Source organism: Streptomyces sp. NPDC058457 (assembly GCF_042720695.1).
In the GTDB taxonomy this organism is placed as follows: domain Bacteria; phylum Actinomycetota; class Actinomycetes; order Streptomycetales; family Streptomycetaceae; genus Streptomyces.
Genome location: NZ_JBHXLU010000014.1, coordinates 95,369 through 113,787, shown reverse-complemented (window position 1 = coordinate 113,787; position 18,419 = coordinate 95,369). Strand labels below are relative to the sequence as shown.

Sequence of the window (18,419 nt, the reverse complement as noted above, 5' to 3'; positions counted from 1 at the left end):
AGATGTCGCATCTCGGGTGATGAGTTCAGGGAATAGTTACACGTAGGCGGGTAATAATCATCCCCTGCGGGTGATGTGGGAGTGAGAGGCTTCTCACGGCGTCGCTCGGGCCGTCATGAACCTCTTCGTCGTGGCCAGGGCGGTCAGGTACGACGAGTTGTCCTGCGTCGTCGTGCCCTGCGCGGCGCTGTCGGCGTGGAACGTGACGGACGTGCCCGAGAAGCGGGCGGTGAGGCCGCTCTCCGTGGCGGTCACCGAGCGCAGGTGCAGTCCGTCGGGGATGTTCCGGAGCTGGATGGGCTGCTCGAAGGCCTTGTCGAGCACCACCTCCGCCGCCCCGGACATCAGACCGCCCGTGACCTTGAAGTCCTTGAACGCGATGCGGTTGCCGGCGACCGCCGAGACGGTGGTCGCCGCGGTCACGCTGTTGCCGAGGGGGAGGGCGACGGTCGCCTTGAGCTGGTCGGGGCGGCTGCCCCGGGAGACCTCCAGGCCGAGGGTGTCGGACACGTCCGCGTACGTCAGCAGGGCGGTCGCTTCCGCCGACCGGGCCCGCGCCTCCTGGTCGTCGTCCGACTTCGTCAGCCCCGCCAGGTGCAGGGAGAGTTCGCTCACCGGCAGGGGGCCGGTCGAGTCGGCGGCGGGTATGTCGTGGGCGGTGATGTCCACGTCCCGCAGGCTGCCGGAGGCGATCTGGGTCAGGACCGGGAAACCGTGCACGTGGACCCTGGGCGGCAGAGGGGTGTGCATGCCCTGCTGGAACGCCTTCGCCGTGCGCGCCTCCACCTGTACGGCCATGAACCGGTCGACGGCCACCGGGACTAGGACCAGCAGAAGCAGGACGGTGGCGGCGGCGACGACCGGCCGCCGGCTCCTTCCGGGTGCGGGCGGCTGTGGCTCGTAGATGCCGTGCGGGTCGTAAGCGGCGTACGGGTCATAGGCGTTGTGGGTGTTGTGGGTGTCGAAAGTCGCGTACGGCTGGTACGGCTCGTGCGTGGCTTCGTCGTCGCCGTATTCGTGTGGGGGCTGCGGCTGGGACTGGTGCATGGGGGGCTCCTTTACCGGGTGGAGTGGGTCGGCCCGAGGTCGTCGCGCAGGCGGCGGACCGTGGTGGCGGCGAGGTTCCTGTCGACGCCGGCGACGATCAGGGCGGTGGTGGCGGCGGTGGTGCCGTCGTCCGTCCAGGCGCCCGCGTTGACGGTGTCCAGGAGGGACAGCAGATAGGCCTCCAGCGCCCGGCTCAGCGGGCGGGGCGGGAGGGTGGTGTGGAAGAGGCCCTGCCGCTGGCCCTGGGCGAGGATCCCGGCGACCGCGGTGCGGGCCGGTGCGAGCACCTCGTCCACGCGGTGGGTGCCCAGGTCCTGGCGGGCGAGGTTCACGAGCACGCGGTAGCGGTCGGCCGCCGGCCACAGCGTGAGGACGAAGCGGGCCAGGGCGGTCGCCGCGTCCGGGGCCGGGATGTGGGCGACCTCGCTCGCGAGCCGGACCGCCTCGGCGGCCTCCGCGGCGAGCCCCCTGACGAGAGCGGCCCGGCCCGCGAAGTGGACGTAGACGGTTCGCCGTGCGACCCCGGCGGCTTCGGCGATGTCGGCGAGGGCGCAGTCGGGATTGCGGCCGAGTTCGCGCCGGGCCGCTTCCAGGATGCGAGCGCGGGTGCGGTCGCGGGTGCGGTCCCTGGTGTGGTCGTGGGTGCGGTCGCGATCGCGGTCACTGGTGCGCTCGCCGGCGTGAGCACGGGGGCGGGTGCCGGTGGTGTGCGGATCGTGGCCGGGGGGCGGGAGTCGGGCGGGTCGGCTGGTCACGTCGGTACCTCGGAGCCGGGGGCGGGAACCCGATAGTTGCACATCGATGAGTAATAAACTAGCGTGCACATCGATGGGCAATTAAGTGGCCCCTCGAACCCGCGTCCCCCTGGGAGACTCCCGTGCCGTTTCTTGCCAACACCCCCGTCGAGAAGATGAGCGAGCCGTACCCACGGCGCTGGTGGGCCCTGATCGTGCTGTGCCTGAGCCTGCTGATCGTCGTCATGGCGAACACGTCGCTGATCGTGGCGGCGCCGGACATGACGACGGACCTGGGCCTGTCCAGCAGCGACCTGCAGTGGGTGATCGACGGCTACACCGTCCCCTACGCCGCGCTGATGCTCGTGCTCGGCTCGATCGGCGACAAGTACAGCCGCCGTGGCGCCCTGGTCCTGGGCCTGCTGGTCTTCGCCGGCGGCTCGGTCATGGGCAGCCAGGTCCACCACACCGACCTGGTCATCACCGCCCGCGCGATCATGGGCGTGGGCGCGGCCGTGGTGATGCCGGCCACGCTGTCACTCCTCGTCGCGATCTTCCCGAGGAACGAGCGCGCCAAGGCCATCACCGCCTGGACCGCCACGTCCGGCCTGGCCATCGCGGTCGGCCCGCTGGTCGCCGGCTGGCTCCTTGAGGACCACGCCTGGGGCTCCACCTTCCTCATCAACGTCCCGATCGCCGTCGTCGCCGTCTTCGGCGCCCTCACGCTCGTGCCGCCGTCCAGGGCGGAGAAGCTCGGCCGGATCGACTACGTCGGCGGACTGCTGTCGATCGTCTCCGTGGGCAGCCTGGTCTACGCGACCATCGAGGGCCCGCACTTCGGCTGGGGCAGGGGCCCGGTCACCGCGGCCGTCGTCGCCGGCGTGGGCCTGCTGGCGTTCGTGGCCTGGGAGCTGCGGCACCCGCACCCCATGCTGAACGTCCGGAAGTTCGCCCACCGCCCGTTCTCCGGGTCGATGCTCGCGGTGCTGTTCTTCTTCTTCGGCACGTTCGGCGCGATCTACTACGCCACCCAGTTCCTGCAGTTCGTTCTCGACTACAGCGCCCTGGAGACCGGCGTACGGCTGCTGCCGCTGGCCGGGGCCGTCTTCGCCGGCGCCGCGATCACCGGGCGGCTGACCCCGAAGCTGGGCATGAAGCCGATGGTGGTGACCGGCATGGCGATCGGTACCGCGGCCGTCTTCCTGCTCACCCGGATCGACAAGGGCTCGGCCTACACCGACTTCCTGCCGACGATGATGATGCTCGGCTTCGCGATCGGCCTCAGCGTCTCCCCGGCGACCGACACCATCATGAGCTCCTTCCCCGAGTCTGAGCTGGGCGTCGGCGGCGGCGCCAACGACACCGCCCTGGAACTCGGCGGCTCCCTGGGCATCGCGATCCTCGGTTCGCTGCTCGGCACCGCCTACCGCGACAAGCTGACCGGCCTGGTCGGCAGCCACCTTCCGGCCGCCGCGCTGGACACCGCCAAGGACTCGGTGGGCGGCGGAATCGCCGTCGCCGAGCAGGTCGCGAAGAACCCGACCGCCGGAGGGCCGCAGCAGGCCCAGGCGCTGCTCGACGCCGTGCACGAGTCCTTCGCCCACGGCGTCGCCCGGACCAGCCTGATCGGCGGGATCATCATGGCCGCCGGGACGATGATCGTCCTCGCGGTGCTGCCCGGCCTCCGCGGCGAGACCAGGTCCGAGGAGGAAGCCGAGCAGCCGCAGCAGGAAGAAGAGGAAGAAGAGAAGGACGAGCAGGCGAGCATCGCCTGAGCGGCACTCGCGACAACGGCTGCAACTACAGCCGCGACCGCAGCCACAGCCGTGGCCACAACCACCGCCGCGCCCGCGATCACAACCGCGTACGGGAAGCCGGACTCCGCTCCAGCGCTTCGGCTTCCCGCGCCCCGAGACGGACCGTGCCTGAGCGGCGCACGGTCCTGGACGGTGCCGGGAGGGACGCCCGGCACCGTCCCTCTTTCGCTTTAAGGGGGAACCGGACGGGATCAGCCGGAGCCGGAGCCGGAGCCGGAGGCAGAGGCAGAGGCGGCGACAGGTGCGTTGAGGCGCCCCGCGGCCCGCGCCGCCAGGTGCGTGGCCGCGTCGTGGACGAACCGTGCGTGCAGTTCGAACATCGCCACCAGATCGAAGCCGGGGCCGGTGATCTCCCGGTGAACGAACAGACCGTCGCCTCCGGCGACGGCGTAGGTCGCCAGGGTGTCCACGGCGTCCTCGTCCAGGTCCGGGACCAGGGCGGAGATCACTTCGGCGAGCCGCCGCCGGGCGATGTCCCGGACCTGGAGGAACACCGTGCGGCCCCGGGGCTCGGTGGGGCGTCGCTCCAGGGCCAGCATCAGACCCAGGCGCAGGAAGTCCGGCGTGTCCACCAGTGACCCGGCCACGTTCGCCGCCATCCGCGTGACGCGCTCCAGCGGTGTGCCGGTCTCCTCCCCGGGCAGCTCCATGGTGGCCAGCCAGGTCTCGAAGCTGCGCTCGATGACCGCGGCGATCAGGTCGTCCTTGTCCTGGAAGTGCCAGTAGATCGAGCTGGCGGGCAGCCCGCACTTGGCGCTGACGGCCGCGATGGAGGTGCCGTCGTAGCCGCGCTCGCCGGCGATCTCCACGGTGGCGTCGAGGATGCGCTGCCGCGACTCCAGGCCGTTCGCACGCTTCTTGCGCTGCGTCGGCTGCCTGGTCATCGGATGGGCCCCCTTGCTTTCCGTCCCGAGTGCTTGACCCCTGTTGACGCCCGCCTTACCGTAGCACCTGCTCCAATTGGAGTAAGCGCTACAGCAAGGGCCGCCAAGAGCCGGCAAGAGCCGCAAGGGCGGACGCTGCAGCAAGAGCCGTAAGAGCCGCAGGCAAACAGGGACGACAGTGAGGTGGCCTGGTGAGCGAAGTCAGTGCCAGGGGTGGAGCCGACGACAGCGCCTACGACGTGGCGGTGATCGGCTACGGGCCCACGGGGGCGACCGCGGCGAACCTGCTGGGCGGCATGGGCCTCAGGGTCGTCGTGCTGGAGCGGGACGCGGAGATCTACTCCCGTGCGCGGGCGATCTCCACGGACGAGGAGGTCATCCGGATCTGGCAGCGCATCGGCCTGGCCGAGCGGCTGAAGCTGGACATGCTCGCCGAGCGGCCGCTCGACTTCGTCGACGCACAGGGCCGTACCTTCCTCAGCGCCTGCCCCGCCCCGCGCGGCCACGGCCATCCACCGCAGATGTTCATCTACCAGCCCGCGCTGGAGCAGGTCCTGCGCGACGGCCTCGACCGCTACCCGAACGTGGAGGTGCTGCTGCGCCACGAGTGCCTGCGGCTGCGTCAGTCCGCGGACGGTGACGGCGTGGAGCTGACGGTCGTAGGTGCCGACGACTCGGTACGACGGCTGCGCGCGCGGTACGTGATCGCGGCCGATGGCGGTTCCAGCCTCACCCGTGCCCAGCTCAACGTGGGGTACGAGGGGCGGACGTACGAGGACCGCTGGGTCGTCATCGACACGGAGATGCTGAAGCCGTGGCCGGACCACGACCGGCTGCGGTTCCGCTGCGACCCGGCCCGCCCGGCCGTGGACTGCCCGACGCCGCTGGGGCACCACCGCTGGGAATTCCCGATCCTGCCCGGCGACGACGAGAAGCACCTGACCACCGACGACGCGATTTACGCGATGGTGTCCCGCTACGGCATCGGCCGCGACCGGATCAGGATCCTGCGGGCGACGGTGTACAGCCACCACGTCCGCTTCGCCGACCGCTTCCGGGTCGGCAGGGTCTTCCTCGCCGGTGACGCGGCGCATGCGATGCCGCCGTGGATCGGGCAGGGCATGGCGGCGGGGGTGCGGGACGCGGCCAACCTGTGCTGGAAGCTCGCCGCCGTGCTGCGCGGCGAACTCCCCGAACCGCTCCTGGACTCCTACGAGGCCGAACGCAAGCCGCACGTGAAGGAGGTCACCCGGCGGGCGGTGCTCGTCGGCCGCCTCATCACCGAACGCAGACTTCCGGTGGCCCGCGTCCGGAACACCGCGCTGCGCGCGATCCGCCCGCTGTCGGGCCTCACCTCCCGGCTGGTCGACGCCAACTGGATACCGGTCGCGTCCTACGCGAAAGGCTTCCAGGCCCGCCCGCGCACCCAGGCCTCCGGGCGCCAGCTCCCGCAGCCCTGGGTCACCGGCCCCGACGGGGAGCGGGTCCGGCTGGACGACGTGCTCGCCGGCCGCTGGCTGCTGCTGCACCTCGGCCCGCCCCGCCCGCAGCCTGCCTGGGAGCGGACCGGTGTGCCCGCCCTTGCCGTCCTGCCGGCGGGATCGCGTCCGGCCGGGAACGCGGTCGTGGACAGCGACGGCGTGCTGCTGCCCTGGCTCGCGGAGCGCGACGTGACCACGCTCGCCCTGCGCCCCGACGCCTACGTCTACGCCGCCGCGCGCGCCGGCGCCCAACTCCCGCCACCGCCGCCCGGGTTCGCGCCCGCATCGCGACCGGCTGCCGTCTCCGCCCAGTGAGGACACCCATGACCACGCAGATTCAGCCGTCGTCGATGCACGAGTCCCTGCTCGACATCGCGGGCAAGAAGATCTTCGTCGCGGAGACCGGTGACGGCCCCCCGGTCCTGCTGCTGCACGGCGGTGGTCCGGGTGCCTCGGGCGTCTCCAACTACAGCCGCAACATCGCCGAGTTGGCCAAGGAGTACCGGGTCATCGTGCCCGACCTGCCCGGCTACGGCCGCAGCACCAAGGGCGTCGACGGGAGCGACCCGTTCGGCTACCTGGCCGACCACATCCGGGGCCTGCTGGACCGACTCGGCCTGGACAAGGCCCACCTGGTCGGCAACTCCTACGGCGGCGCCTGCGCGCTGCGGCTCGCCCTGGACACCCCCGACCGGGTCGGCCGGATGGTCCTGATGGGCCCCGGCGGCATCGGCACCACCCGCGCCCTGCCCACCCCCGGCCTCAACAGCCTCCTCGGCTACTACACGGGGGACGGCCCTTCGCGGCTGAAGCTGGAGAAGTTCATCCGCACCTATCTCGTCTTCAACGCGGCGCAGGTGCCCGCGTCGGTCATCGACTCCCGCTACCGGGACAGCATCGACCCCGAGGTCGTCGCGAACCCGCCGCTGACGCGCCCGTCCGGCCCGAACGCCCTGCGCACCGTGTGGAGGACGGACTTCACCCGCGACCGGCGCCTGGCGCGGCTGCCGGTGCCGACCCTGGTGCTGTGGGGTGCCGCGGACAAGGTCAACCGGCCCTCCGGCGGCCGGATGCTGGCCGACCGGATGCCCAACTGCGACCTCTACATGGTCGCCAACACCGGGCACTGGGTGCAGTGGGAGCGCGCCGAACTCTTCAACAGCCTGTGCGCGGACTTCCTGGCCGGCCGGCGATGAACGCGCATCCCGACGTCTTCGGTTCCGTCCACCTCGGTTACCTGGTCATCGAGACGAACCGGTTCGCGGACTGGCGCCGCTTCGGCACCGACGCCATCGGCATGCACCACGACGACCTCGGCACCGGTCTGATGCGCTTCCGCCTCGACGACCACGAGTGCCGCTTCCTGCTGCGCCGCGGCCCCGCCGAGGACGTGGTCGCCGTCGGCTGGCACCTCGACGACCACACCGCCTTCGAGCGGATCGAGGCCCGGGTCCGCGCCCACGGCGTCCCCGCCGTCCAGGGCACCGCCGAGGAGGCGAAGCTGCGCGGCGTCGAACGCCTGCTCCGCTTCCCCGGCCCCAAGGGCATCGCACAGGAGATCTACACCACCCCGGCCATCTCTTCGGAACCCCTGAAGATGCTCGCGTCCGGCTGGGTCACCGGCGACTCCGGGATGGGCCATGTCGCCCTCACCTCGGCCAGGCCCACCCTGCTGCGGGGCTACTTCAGCACCGTCTTCGACGCCCGCCTCACCGACTACATCGACGAGACCATCAGCGGCGTCAGGCTGAAGATCCGCTTCCTGCGGGTCAACGAACGGCACCACTCCATCGCGATCGCCGCCGTCCGCGGGCTGCCCGTCGACCCGGTCCGTACCCGCGTCCAGCACCTCAACATCCAGGCGGCCTCCCTGGACGACCTGGCCCGCAGCTACGAACGCGTCCACGAGCTCGGCTTCGACATGGCCCTGTCCGTCGGGCAGCACACCAACGACAAGGAACTCTCCTACTACGCCCGCACCCCCTCGGGCTTCGAGTGGGAGGTCGGCTGGAACCCCCTCGTCGTCGACGAGACGACCTGGGAACCCGCCACCCACCAGGGCATCAGCATCTGGGGCCACACCCCGGTCGGCCAGACCATCGTCGACAGACTCGGCCAGTTCCGGCACGGCACCCGCTCCCTGCTCCACCCGGAGAAGACCGTCCCCGCGCTGAGCGGAGCCGGCATCCCGGACGACTGACGACGGCCCTGCCCGGACCGGCCTTAGGGGTCCTGAGTCCGGGCCGGCCTCGGGACCCCTCGACCGGCCCGGGCTCAGGACCCGTCGGTCGCCGTCGGGGACGCGCTCGCCGTCGTTCCGTCCGTCGTGCCGTCGCCCGAGGAGTCGTCGGCGGACTCGGTGACCAGGACCACGGTGCTGCCGGTCACCACCTCGCTCCCCGCCTGCGGGGTGCTGGAGGTGACCACGGCGTCGGACGTCTGCGGGTACCCGGAGGCGACGGTGACCCGGAGGCCGAGTCCGGTCAGTTCGCCGCGGGCCTCGCCGAGGGTCTCGCCGACGATGCCGGCGGGGATCAGGACGGTCTGCTCCGCCTTGGCGACCCGGACGTCGACGGCGGTGCCGGGCGCGACCTCCGTGCCGCCCTGGACGCTCTGCCCCACCACGGGTCCCGCCGCGGCACTGCTGTCGGCCTCGGTCGTGTCGCCCAGCTTCAGGTCCTGGGCGGCCAGCAGCTTGCGAGCCTCCGCGAGCGTGCTCCCGGTGAGGTCCGGGACCTGCGACTTCGCGGCCTCCTTGGCCACCGTGAGGGTGATCTCGGTGCCCTTCTCCGCCTTGCCGCCGCCCTCCGGGTCCTGCCTGAGCACGGTTCCGGGGTCCTGCGAGGACTCGACGTGCGTGGTCTTCACCTTGAAGCCCCTGTCCGTCAGGATCCGGGAGGCGTCGTCCTCGTCCTTGGCGGTGACGTCCGGCACCTCGACCTTCGGCGCCCCGGTGGAGACGGTGACCGACACGGCCTCGCCCTCGGCGATCCTGCCGTCCGCCGGACTCTGGGTGCAGACGCGGCCCTTCGGCTGGTCGGCACAGGGCTTGCGGGCCGAGACCGTGAGCGTGAGGCCGACGTTGTCCGCGCTGCCGCGCGCGTCGTCCAGGGTCATGCCGACCAGATCCGGTACCTCGGACTTCCCGTCGTCGGCAGGGCCGCGGCCGAAGAGCAGCCAGCCGCACAGCACCGCGGCGACGGCCACGACGACCCCGGCCGCGACCAGCGTGGTCGTGCTCCTGCGTCCGCCGCCTTTCCGCTCCTCCTCGTCGGGAATCGGCTCGGCCCCCGCCGGCGCTCCCGTGCCGAGGCACGCCTCGATGCCGGCGAGCATCTCCGTGGCGGACCGGTAGCGGTGGGCGCGGTCCTTCTCCAGCGCGCGCAGGACGACCGCGTCCACCCGCGCGTCCACCTCGGGGTTGTACCGGCTCGGCGGCTGCGGCGGCTCCTGCAGGTGCTGGTACATCACCGCCATCGGGGAGTCGCCGTAGAACGGCGGCCGGCGGGTGAGCAGTTCGTACAGCAGGCACCCCACCGAGTACAGATCGGAGCGGGCGTCGATCTCCTCGCCCAGCGCCTGCTCCGGCGAGAGGTACTGCGCGGTGCCGAGCACGGCGTCCGGCTGGGTCAGGCCGACGTCGTCGGTGTCGCGCGCGATCCCGAAGTCCATGACCTTGACCTGGCCGGAGGAGGTCGTCATGACGTTCGCCGGCTTGATGTCGCGGTGGACGATGCCGTGGTGGTGGGAGTGGGCGAGGGCCCGCAGCACACCGGCGGTCGCCTGCAGGGCGTGTTCGACGGTCAGCTGCGTCCCGGAGGAGTACAGGGCGTCGCGCAGGGTCATCCCGTCGACGTACTCCATCACCAGGTAGGGCAGCGCGAGGCCGGTGCCGTAGGAGAGGTACCGGTCCTCGCCCGTGTCGTACACCGCGACGATGGACGGGTGGTTGAGGGACGCCGTGGACCGGGCCTCCTTGCGGAACCGCGCCTGGAAGCCGGGGTCGTGGGCGAGATCGGCGCGGAGGGTCTTCAGGGCGACGTCGCGGCCCAGCCGGACGTCGTGGGCGAGATGCACCTCGGCCATGCCGCCGGAACCGAGCAGCAGGCGCAGTTCGTACCGGCCGCCGACCAGGGGCGCGGGACCCGGCTGGGCCGCGGGCGCCGGCTCCCAGAACGGGGCACCGTGACCGCCGTAGCCGCTGTGGCCGTACCCGGCTTCGTACTGGTCGGGTGTGTGGCCCGGGTGGGAGTAGGACGGGTGGTCCGGTCCGCCGAGGTTCACTGTGCTCACTCCACAAACAGTCGGAAGTCTGAGGCGATGCGACGTGCCACCTCACGGGCCAGGAGCTCCGGAAAGATAATTGCACATCGGCGGGTAAATTTCTTGGGCGCAGGCCGGACCGGCCCATGAGAGCCTGCTCACGCCCCCGCGCTGGGCAGCGGAGGCGTCAGGACAGCGGGACGCGGGTGAAGCGGGACGCGATGTGGAGGTCGTCCTGGACCTGGGCCGCCGTGGCGTGCAGGGCGGGCAGCACCTCGCTCACGCATTCCGCCAGGGTGCGGCGGGCCGCGTGGGTGGCCACGTTCAGGGCGGCGACCGGGCGGCCCGCCCGGTCCCGGACCGGTACCGCGATCGAGCGCAGGCCCGACTCCAGCTCCTGGTCCGCCAGGGCGTAGCCGCCCGGTTCGGCGAGGCCGAGCAGGGCCCGGCCGAGCGCGGTACGGCTCGCCGGCAGGCGGGTGCCCACCGTGATGTCCACCGTCAGGACCCGGCTCGCGGCCGCCACCGCGACGTACTGGATCTCCGCCGGATCGGCCCCCGGCACCCGTACCGCCAGCGCCGTCGGCTCGTGCAGCCGGTCCGCGAGGGCACGCAGCCGGGGGGCCGCGAGGCGGGCGAGGGTGGTGCGGGACAGCGGCGGGTAGCCCAGGGACAGCACCCGGGGGGTGAGGGTGAAATCGCGTCCGTCCGCGGCCACCAGACCCAGGTGCTCGTACGTGATCAGGGCCCGCCGGGCCGTCGCCCGGGCCAGGCCCGTCGCCTTCGCCACGTCCGTCAGGGTCAGCGCCGAGCGGCCCTCGCCGAAGGCCGTCAGGACCGTCAGGCCCCGGGCCAGCGACTCCACGAAGTCGCGGCCGAGTTCGTGCTTCGAGGCCGTGGTCCACACGGCGAGGCCCGAGGGGGGCGGGCCCGGCTCCGCGGGCCGGGCCGCCGCCTCGCGCAGCTCCCTCTCCATCGCCGTCACCGCCGTCCGCAGCCGGGGGAGCAGGGTCTTGCGCAGGTCCGCCGCCGTGTGGCGGCTGGTGTGGCTGACGACGCTCGCCACGCACGCGACCCGTCCGGTGCCCGGGTCGCGCACCGGGACGGACACCGCCACCAGGCCGGGTTCGATCAGCTGGTCGTCCAGGGCCCAGCCGCTGCGCCGGGTCTCCTCGGTCCACGCCTCGAAGTCGTCGGCGGCGGCCGGACTCCGGGGCGGTACGGCCGGGAAGCCCGCGTCCGTCGGGTCCGCCGCGCGCCTCGCCCGCCAGACCGCCCACTCCCGCTCCGTCCACTCGGCCGCGAACAGCGGGCCGGGGGCGGTGCGTTCGGCCGGCAGCAGGTCGCCGATGCGGAAGCTGACGGACATCGCGCGGCGCCGGGTCGCCTGGTGGATGAACCGGATGCCGTCCCGGTCGGCGACGGCCAGCGACACCGACTCGTCCAGTTCGTCGGCGAGCGCGTCGGCGTGCGCGTCCAGCAACGCGGGCAGCCGGAGCGCGGCCAGGTAGGCGTTGCCCAGCTCCATGACCCCGGGGGTGAGCACCGCCTCCCGGCCGTCCGGGCGGACATAGCCCATGCGGGAGAGGGTCGCGGTGATCCGGTCCACCGTGGAACGGGCGAGGCCGGTACGCCGTTCCAGCGCGCTCGCGCTCAGCGTCCCGCCCGCCTCGGTCAGCGCCTCCAGCACCGCCACGCCCCGGATCAGCGGCGTCACCGCCTCGGCAGGCGGCTCGTGCGCCACGGGGGAGGAGGGCAAGGGGGCGGTCATCGACTCTCCGGCTCGGGTGCGACGGTTTCCGTGATCTCCCGTACGACGGTTTCCGTGATCTCCGGTACGGCACGGCCTTCGCTACGGCGATCAGCGCACGCCTACCGTAAACCGTGGCCCACCCGGCCGGCGCCGGGTCCGGCAACCCGGGCCTGCCCGGCGGCGCCCGCTACCCCCGCGTCACCCGCACCCGGTAGTTCCCCTCCCCGTCCACCCCCTCCACCAGCACCTCGATCCCGTGCCGGGGATCCTTGAAGCTCTCGCCCGGTCCGAACGGGGCGTCGGAGAGCTCCGCCTGGACGTTGGGGCTGCGGGTGCAGCCGCCGCTGTCGCCGTGGGCGTCGTACACCTTGATCGGTCCCCGGCCGGTGTCGACGTTCGCGTCGACCTTGTAGACGAGGACGCCCGGGCGGCAGATCTCCTCGTCGTTGCCGCCCTTGGCGCGCACCTCCAGGGCGTAGCCGGTGCGGGCGTCGACGGGGACGAAGACGAGTTTGCGCCCGCCGGCCCGGGCGAGCGGGGTCAGCGTGTACGCGGTGCTGCCGCGGCCCGCCGCACAGCTGACCTGGTCGGCGTCCAGCCAGCCCAGCTTCCACTTGTGCCAGGCGAGGAGGTCGTTGTCGGAGCCCCAGTCCTCGCTCATGATGTCCCAGTGCCCGACCGTGCCCCCGCCCTCCTGGGTGTAGAGGTCGGGCAGGCCGAAGACATGGCCGTTCTCATGGGGGAGGACCCGGTAGCCGGTGCTGGCGTAGGAGCCGGAGCCGTCGTCCTGGCGGGAGTAGACGAAGGAGGCGTTGGCGACCGGCGTGCCGTCGGCGACCGGGGCGTCGCCGTTGCCGGCGAAGGTCACCGACAGCACGGTGTCCAGGGCGGAGGGGCCGGCGTTCGGGGTGACCAGCACGTTCAGGAGGTCGTACGACCGGAAGTCCACGTCCGGGTCGGCGGCGGCCACGATGTCCTGGACCAGCTGCCGGTAACCGGGGTCGAAGGGCGCGCCGCGCTCTATGCCGTAGGCGCTGAACGGCTTGGGCATCCGCAGCCAGTGGTCGATCGGGGCGGCGGGCCGGTAGTCGAGCTTGCCGTAGGAGGAGGTGCGGAACCAGTCCTGGGTCTGCGGGAAGAACTCGTGGTACCGGTCGAGCGCGCTGCCCTGGCCGGGCGCGTCGGGGAAGTCGACCATCAGGGTGAGGGCGTGCACGGTGCCGGTGGAGCGGGAGTAGCCGCCCGGGGTGGGGACGCCCTCGGTCATCTGGATGTCGTGACCGCCGCTGATCAGGCAGGGGCCGTAGACGGAGGAGCGGGCCAGCGCGATCGGTCCTGCGCCGGCCGGTGCGGGAGCCGCCGTGAGGTGCCCGGTGCCCGCCGAGGTGCCGACCGCGAGGATCAGCGCGGCGACGGCGGCCAGGCAGACCGCACGGCGGGGGCGTATGCGGCGGCCCGGCCGTATCCCGCGTCCCGGTGCCGTACGACGGGCCGACGGGGTACGGCGGCGCGGTGCGGTACGGCGGTTCCTGAGGCGCGTGAGGCGTATGAGGCGTATGAGGCGCGTGAGGCTCGCGGGTGTGCGGCGGCTGGGCTGCGGCTGCATGCATGGACCTTTCGCTCCACGGCAGCCGCCGGTCTCCGGCTGCACCCTTTCGATCACCCTGTGTCGAGGGGGCGTTGGGCGCGCGCTGGAGAGGCCGATCGTGGGACGCCCCGGCCCGGCCGGGCGTCACCCGGGGCGCCCGCGATGGAGTGACTCAGGTCACATGGAATTGGGGGATGGTGCGGAAATAACCGGGGAGCCCCTCCCCGTTTAGACCTGTGTCCGCGCGAAACGGGGAACGCCTCCCCGGATCGCGGAAACCCGAGACCAGGAGTGCGCCGTGCAGACCGCGACCGCCATCCCCACCCTGCGCAAGGCACCCCGGCCCCGCGCCGATGCCCTGCGCAACCGGGAGCGGATCGTCACCGCCGCCCGGGAGATGTTCACCGAGTACGGCCCCGACGTGCCGCTCGACGACATCGCCCGCCGGGCAGGCGTCGGCAACGCCACGGTGTACCGAAACTTCCCCGACCGCGACGCGCTCGTCCGTGAGGTCGTCTGCTCCGTGATGGACCGGACGTCGGAAGCGGCCGAGCTGGCGCTCGCGGAGACCGGGGACGCCTTCGAGGCGCTGGAGCGCTTCGTGCACATCTCCGCCGACGAGCGGGTCAGCGCGCTGTGCCCGATGGTCTCCAGCACCTTCGACCAGAACCACCCCGACCTGGAAGCGGCGCGTGAACGCTGCGAGCAGCTCATCGAGCAGCTCATGGACCGTGCCAAGGCGGCCGGACAGCTCCGTCCGGACGTGGGCGTCGGCGATGTGATGATCGCCGTGGCCCAGCTCAGCAGGCCCCCCTTCGGTACCGACTGCCTGGTCGGCGACCGCTTCGTCCACCGTCATCTGCAGCTGTTCCTGGACGGGCTGCGGGCCCCGGCCCGCTCCGCCCTGCCGGGCACGGCCGTGACCATGGAGGACCTGCGCCAGGCCTGAACCAGCCGACCCAGCCGCGAATCGCCGATTAGTTCGGGACCGTCCGCCGGTCCCTCACCTCAAGCATCCGTTCCGCATCGCACGCATCACTTCTGTACCGCACGCATCACTTTTTCCGTCACGAAGTCACGAAGTGGGTACCCCCATGTCAGAAACAGCCGCCAAGGCTCCCGGCGCACCGGCACAGTCCGGTGATGCCAACCGCTGGAAAGCGCTCGTCTTCATCGCGCTCGCCCAGCTGATGGTCGTCCTCGACGCCACCATCGTGAACATCGCGCTGCCCTCCGCCCAGACCGACCTGGGCATCTCCGACGGCAACCGGCAGTGGGTCGTCACGGCCTACGCCCTCGCCTTCGGCGGTCTCCTTCTCTTCGGCGGCCGGATCGCCGACCTGTGGGGTCGCAAGCGGGCCTTCGTCATAGGCCTGACCGGCTTCGCCGCCGCCTCCGCGCTCGGCGGTGCGGCGACCAGCGGCGCGATGATGTTCGGCGCCCGTGCCCTGCAGGGCGTCTTCGGCGCCATGCTCGCCCCGGCCGCGCTCTCCCTGCTCGCCGTGATGTTCACGGACGCCAAGGAGCGCGCCAAGGCGTTCGGCATCTACGGCGCGATCGCCGGTGGCGGCGGCGCCGTCGGCTTCATCCTCGGCGGTGTGCTCACCGAGTACCTCGACTGGCGCTGGACGTTCTTCGTGAACATCCCGTTCGCCATCGTCGCCGCGCTCGGCGCGTACTTCGTCATCCGCGAGCCGGAGGGCGGCCGCAACCGCAACCCGCTCGACATCCCCGGCGTGCTCCTGTCCACCCTCGGCCTGGTCTCGCTGGTGTACGGCTTCACCCGCGCCGAGTCCGACGGCTGGGGCGACGTCAGCACCATCGGCCTGTTCGTCGCCTCCGCGGTGCTGCTGATCGCGTTCGTCGTCACCGAGATGCGGGTCAAGGCCCCGCTGCTGCCGCTGCGCGTGGTCCTCGACCGCAACCGCGGCGGTATCTACCTCTCCCTCGGCATCGCGATCATCGCGATGTTCGGCACCTTCCTCTTCCTGACCTACTACCTCCAGGTCATCAAGGGCTTCTCGCCGATCAAGACCGGCTTCGCCTTCCTGCCGATGATCGCGGGCATGATGATCGGCTCGACCCAGATCGGCGCCCGGCTGATGACCCGGGTTCCGGCCCGGACCCTGATGGGTCCCGGCTTCCTGGTGGCCGCGGCCGGCATGCTGGTCATGACCCAGATGGAGATCGGCTCGTCGTACGCCTCGACGATCCTGCCGGCGATGCTGCTGCTCGGTCTCGGCATGGGTACGGCGTTCATGCCGGCCATGTCCCTGGCCACGCTCGGCGTCGAGCCCCGGGACGCCGGTGTCGCCTCCGCGATGGTCAACACCTCGCAGCAGGTGGGCGGCGCCATCGGTACGGCCCTGCTGAACACGATCGCCGCGTCCGCGACGACGTCGTACATCAAGGACCACATCGCGACCGCGACCTCCAAGTCGCAGCAGCAGCTGGTCCAGATGGAGGGCGCGGTGCACGGCTACGCCAACGCGATCTGGGTCGCCGTCGGCATGCTGGTGCTGGCCGCGGTCATCGTGGTGACCTTCGTCAACGCCGGCAAGCCGGACACCACGACGGTGGCCTCCGGTGAGGGCGCGGAGGACGAGGTGGCGATCCCGGTGGTCGCCCACTGAGCCTCTGAGCGACCACCCGGGTACCCGCAGAAAAACGCGGACCTGTTCCTGCGCTCCTCAGCGGAGCCAGGGCAGGTCCGCGCCCGCTTCGTTGGGCTGCAGGCCCTCGGCGACGATCTGCATGATCTCGCCGAGGGCCTGCTGCTGTTCCGGGCTCAGCCGCTCGAACAACGCCTGCCGTACGGCGGCCACATGGCCCGGCGCGGTGCGCCGCAGCACCTCGGCGCCCTGGTCGGTCAGGACGGCGAACTGGCCCCGCTTGTCGGAGGGACAGTCCTCCCGCCGTACCCAGCCGTTCTTCTCCAGGCGGGCGACGGCGTGCGAGAGCCGGGACCGGGTGATCTTCGCGTTCATGGCCAGCTCGGTCATCCGCAGCCGCCGCCCGGGCGCCTCGGCGAGCCCGACGAGCAGACCGTAGTAGATGTGCGGCATCCCCGCGTCCCGCTGGAGCTGACGGTCCAGATGGTCCTCCAGCAGGGTCGTTGCGTTCAGATACGCGCGCCAGACGCGCTGTTCGTCATCGGTGAGCCAGCGGCTCTGCACGGGGGCGGAAGCGGATGCCGTAGTCATGTATCCCACTGTACGAGGCCTCTCCTTGAAGATTAAACAAGTGGGGCGTAGGGTGGTGAAAGGAAAGCTTGAGAGTTAAAACAGTCAGGCCATGGAGAGCTGGAACATGGGGGCCGGGGAGGTCCGGTACCCGGAGGGAGCCACCGCGATGTCCGCCGCCGCACAGGAGCGCATGCCCGCCCTCTATCTGAGCCACGGCGCGCCGCCGCTCGCCGACGACCCGGTCTGGCCCGGCGAACTCGCCGCCTGGAGCGCCGGCCTTCCCCGTCCCAGGGCGATCCTGATGGTCTCCGCCCACTGGGAGGAGGCCCCCCTCGCCCTCGGTGCCGTCCAGACCGTCCCCCTCGTCTACGACTTCTGGGGCTTCCCGGAGCACTACTACCAGGTGCAGTACGCGGCCCCCGGCGCGCCCGAGCTGGCCGAGTCGGTGCGCAAGCTGCTGCGCGCCCCCGGCACCCCCGTGCAGGACATCCCGGACCGCGGCCTCGACCACGGCGCCTACGTGCCCCTGGTGGAGATGTTCCCGGCCGCGGACATCCCTGTCCTCCAGATCTCCATGCCCACCCTCGACCCGGTCCGGCTGATGGAGATCGGCCGCCGGCTCGCCCCGCTGCGCGACGAGGGCGTGCTGATCGTCGGCTCCGGCTTCTTCACCCACAACCTGGCCGCCCTGCGCTACGTGGGCAACGGCGTGCCGTCCTGGTCCTCGGAGTTCGACGACTGGGGACACCGGGCCCTGGAGAACCGCGACTGGGACGCCCTCCTCGACTTCCTCGACAAGGCCCCGGCCGGCCGCTACGCCCACCCGCGCACCGAGCACTTCGCCCCGCTCTTCGTCACCATGGGCGCGGCCGAGGCGGGCGGCGAGCTGGACGCCCAGCAGTCGGTGATCGACGGGTTCTGGATGGGGATGGCGAAGCGGTCGGTGCAGTTCGGGTGATCCGCCCCGGTCAGAGGTTCTTCTCGTACCAGGCCACGTCCCAGTAGCGGCCGAACTTGCGGCCCACCTCGCGGTACGTCCCGACGTACCGGAAGCCGAAGCGCTCGTGCAGCCGGGTGGACGCCTCGTTCGGCTGCGCGATGCCCGCGTAGGCGCGGTGCAGGTCCTCGTCCGCGAGCGCCTCGAAGAGGGCCTCGTAGAGGAGCGTGCCGACTCCGCGCCGACCGGCGGCAGGGGCGACGTACACCGTGGCCTCCACGGAGGTCGCGTAGGCCGGTTTCGCGCGGTAGGGGCTGGATGTGGCGTACCCGAGAATCTCCTGTGAGTCCGCTGACGTGGCAACCATCAGGCGGTATGGGCCGTCTTCCGGGTGGGAGAGCAGCCACGGACGACGCTCTTCCGGAGTGAAGACCACCGTGTCGAATGTGATGGACGTCTCACGAACGTAGTGATTGTAGATCTCCGTGAGGGCTTCGAGGTCCCCCTCGGCTCCCGGTCTGACCTGCACCTCTGTACGTTCCGACGGCACCGCGCCTCCTCACGTGGTCGCACAGGGTACTGCATGATCAGAAAATCCGGGGGGCAGCATGGGAATTCTGTCCGGATTCCAGTCGTTGTTTCCTTCGGATGCCGGGCACTGGACGAGAGTCCCAGGAGTTCCAGGAGTGGAGTTCCGGAGCGCTGAGGCCGAGTGCCGAGCATTCACCGA

15 protein-coding genes are annotated in these 18,419 nt (G+C 71.6%); 7 read left to right on the top strand and 8 right to left on the bottom strand.

Going from position 1 to position 18,419, the window contains the following annotated elements:
* Positions 1-93: 93 nt before the first annotated feature.
* Both ACFWPS_RS14655 and ACFWPS_RS14650 read right to left on the bottom strand, forming a co-directional pair.
* Positions 94-1,047, bottom strand: coding sequence for a DUF2993 domain-containing protein (locus ACFWPS_RS14655; protein WP_383704771.1), 954 nt, complete (start codon positions 1,045-1,047; stop codon positions 94-96).
* Between the two features lie 11 nt (positions 1,048-1,058).
* On the bottom strand, positions 1,059-1,802 hold the full coding sequence (locus ACFWPS_RS14650; RefSeq protein WP_383704769.1) for a TetR/AcrR family transcriptional regulator: 744 nt from the start codon (positions 1,800-1,802) through the stop codon (positions 1,059-1,061).
* 122 nt (positions 1,803-1,924) lie between these two features.
* On the opposite strand from ACFWPS_RS14650, the gene ACFWPS_RS14645 reads away from it, so the two are divergent.
* Positions 1,925-3,556: an MFS transporter gene (locus ACFWPS_RS14645; protein ID WP_383704767.1), complete on the top strand. Its 1,632-nt coding sequence runs from the start codon at positions 1,925-1,927 to the stop codon at positions 3,554-3,556.
* A gap of 233 nt (positions 3,557-3,789) precedes the next feature.
* Here ACFWPS_RS14645 and ACFWPS_RS14640 read toward each other — a convergent pair whose 3' ends face one another.
* Entirely contained in the window at positions 3,790-4,482 is a 693-nt protein-coding gene (locus tag ACFWPS_RS14640; protein ID WP_383704765.1) for a TetR/AcrR family transcriptional regulator, read from the bottom strand.
* A gap of 191 nt (positions 4,483-4,673) precedes the next feature.
* On the opposite strand from ACFWPS_RS14640, the gene ACFWPS_RS14635 reads away from it, so the two are divergent.
* The 3 genes from ACFWPS_RS14635 to ACFWPS_RS14625 are packed head-to-tail and all read left to right on the top strand — an operon-like array spanning position 4,674 to position 8,163.
* Positions 4,674-6,278: a bifunctional 3-(3-hydroxy-phenyl)propionate/3-hydroxycinnamic acid hydroxylase gene (locus ACFWPS_RS14635; RefSeq protein ID WP_383704763.1), complete on the top strand. Its 1,605-nt coding sequence runs from the start codon at positions 4,674-4,676 to the stop codon at positions 6,276-6,278.
* Between the two features lie 8 nt (positions 6,279-6,286).
* Positions 6,287-7,159, top strand: a complete 873-nt coding sequence (locus ACFWPS_RS14630; protein WP_383704761.1) for an alpha/beta fold hydrolase — start codon at positions 6,287-6,289, stop codon at positions 7,157-7,159.
* On the top strand, positions 7,156-8,163 hold the full coding sequence (locus tag ACFWPS_RS14625) for a VOC family protein (protein WP_383704759.1): 1,008 nt from the start codon (positions 7,156-7,158) through the stop codon (positions 8,161-8,163). Before ACFWPS_RS14630 ends, ACFWPS_RS14625 begins: the two co-directional genes overlap by 4 nt.
* 74 nt (positions 8,164-8,237) lie before the next feature.
* Here ACFWPS_RS14625 and ACFWPS_RS14620 read toward each other — a convergent pair whose 3' ends face one another.
* The 3 genes from ACFWPS_RS14620 to ACFWPS_RS14610 form a co-directional block, all read right to left on the bottom strand.
* Positions 8,238-10,247, bottom strand: a complete 2,010-nt coding sequence (locus tag ACFWPS_RS14620; RefSeq protein ID WP_383704851.1) for a PASTA domain-containing protein — start codon at positions 10,245-10,247, stop codon at positions 8,238-8,240.
* A gap of 166 nt (positions 10,248-10,413) precedes the next feature.
* Positions 10,414-11,997, bottom strand: coding sequence for an IclR family transcriptional regulator C-terminal domain-containing protein (locus ACFWPS_RS14615; protein WP_383704757.1), 1,584 nt, complete (start codon positions 11,995-11,997; stop codon positions 10,414-10,416).
* A 169-nt stretch (positions 11,998-12,166) separates the two neighbouring features.
* Positions 12,167-13,585 (bottom strand): M6 family metalloprotease domain-containing protein, encoded by a 1,419-nt coding sequence (locus tag ACFWPS_RS14610; protein WP_383704755.1) that lies wholly within the window; start codon positions 13,583-13,585, stop codon positions 12,167-12,169.
* Positions 13,586-13,865: 280 nt separating this feature from the next.
* On the opposite strand from ACFWPS_RS14610, the gene ACFWPS_RS14605 reads away from it, so the two are divergent.
* Complete coding sequence (locus tag ACFWPS_RS14605; protein ID WP_383704753.1) at positions 13,866-14,516, top strand: TetR/AcrR family transcriptional regulator; 651 nt, start codon at positions 13,866-13,868, stop codon at positions 14,514-14,516.
* A gap of 145 nt (positions 14,517-14,661) precedes the next feature.
* On the top strand, positions 14,662-16,200 hold the full coding sequence (locus ACFWPS_RS14600; RefSeq protein ID WP_383704751.1) for an MFS transporter: 1,539 nt from the start codon (positions 14,662-14,664) through the stop codon (positions 16,198-16,200).
* 57 nt (positions 16,201-16,257) lie between these two features.
* Here the strand turns inward: ACFWPS_RS14600 and ACFWPS_RS14595 are convergent, their stop codons facing one another.
* Positions 16,258-16,770: a MarR family winged helix-turn-helix transcriptional regulator gene (locus ACFWPS_RS14595; RefSeq protein ID WP_383704749.1), complete on the bottom strand. Its 513-nt coding sequence runs from the start codon at positions 16,768-16,770 to the stop codon at positions 16,258-16,260.
* A 148-nt stretch (positions 16,771-16,918) separates the two neighbouring features.
* Between ACFWPS_RS14595 and ACFWPS_RS14590 the strand changes: the two genes are divergently transcribed.
* Positions 16,919-17,710, top strand: coding sequence for a dioxygenase (locus tag ACFWPS_RS14590; protein ID WP_383704849.1), 792 nt, complete (start codon positions 16,919-16,921; stop codon positions 17,708-17,710).
* 10 nt (positions 17,711-17,720) lie between these two features.
* Here the strand turns inward: ACFWPS_RS14590 and ACFWPS_RS14585 are convergent, their stop codons facing one another.
* Entirely contained in the window at positions 17,721-18,239 is a 519-nt protein-coding gene (locus ACFWPS_RS14585; protein ID WP_383704747.1) for a GNAT family N-acetyltransferase, read from the bottom strand.
* Positions 18,240-18,419 lie beyond the last annotated feature (180 nt).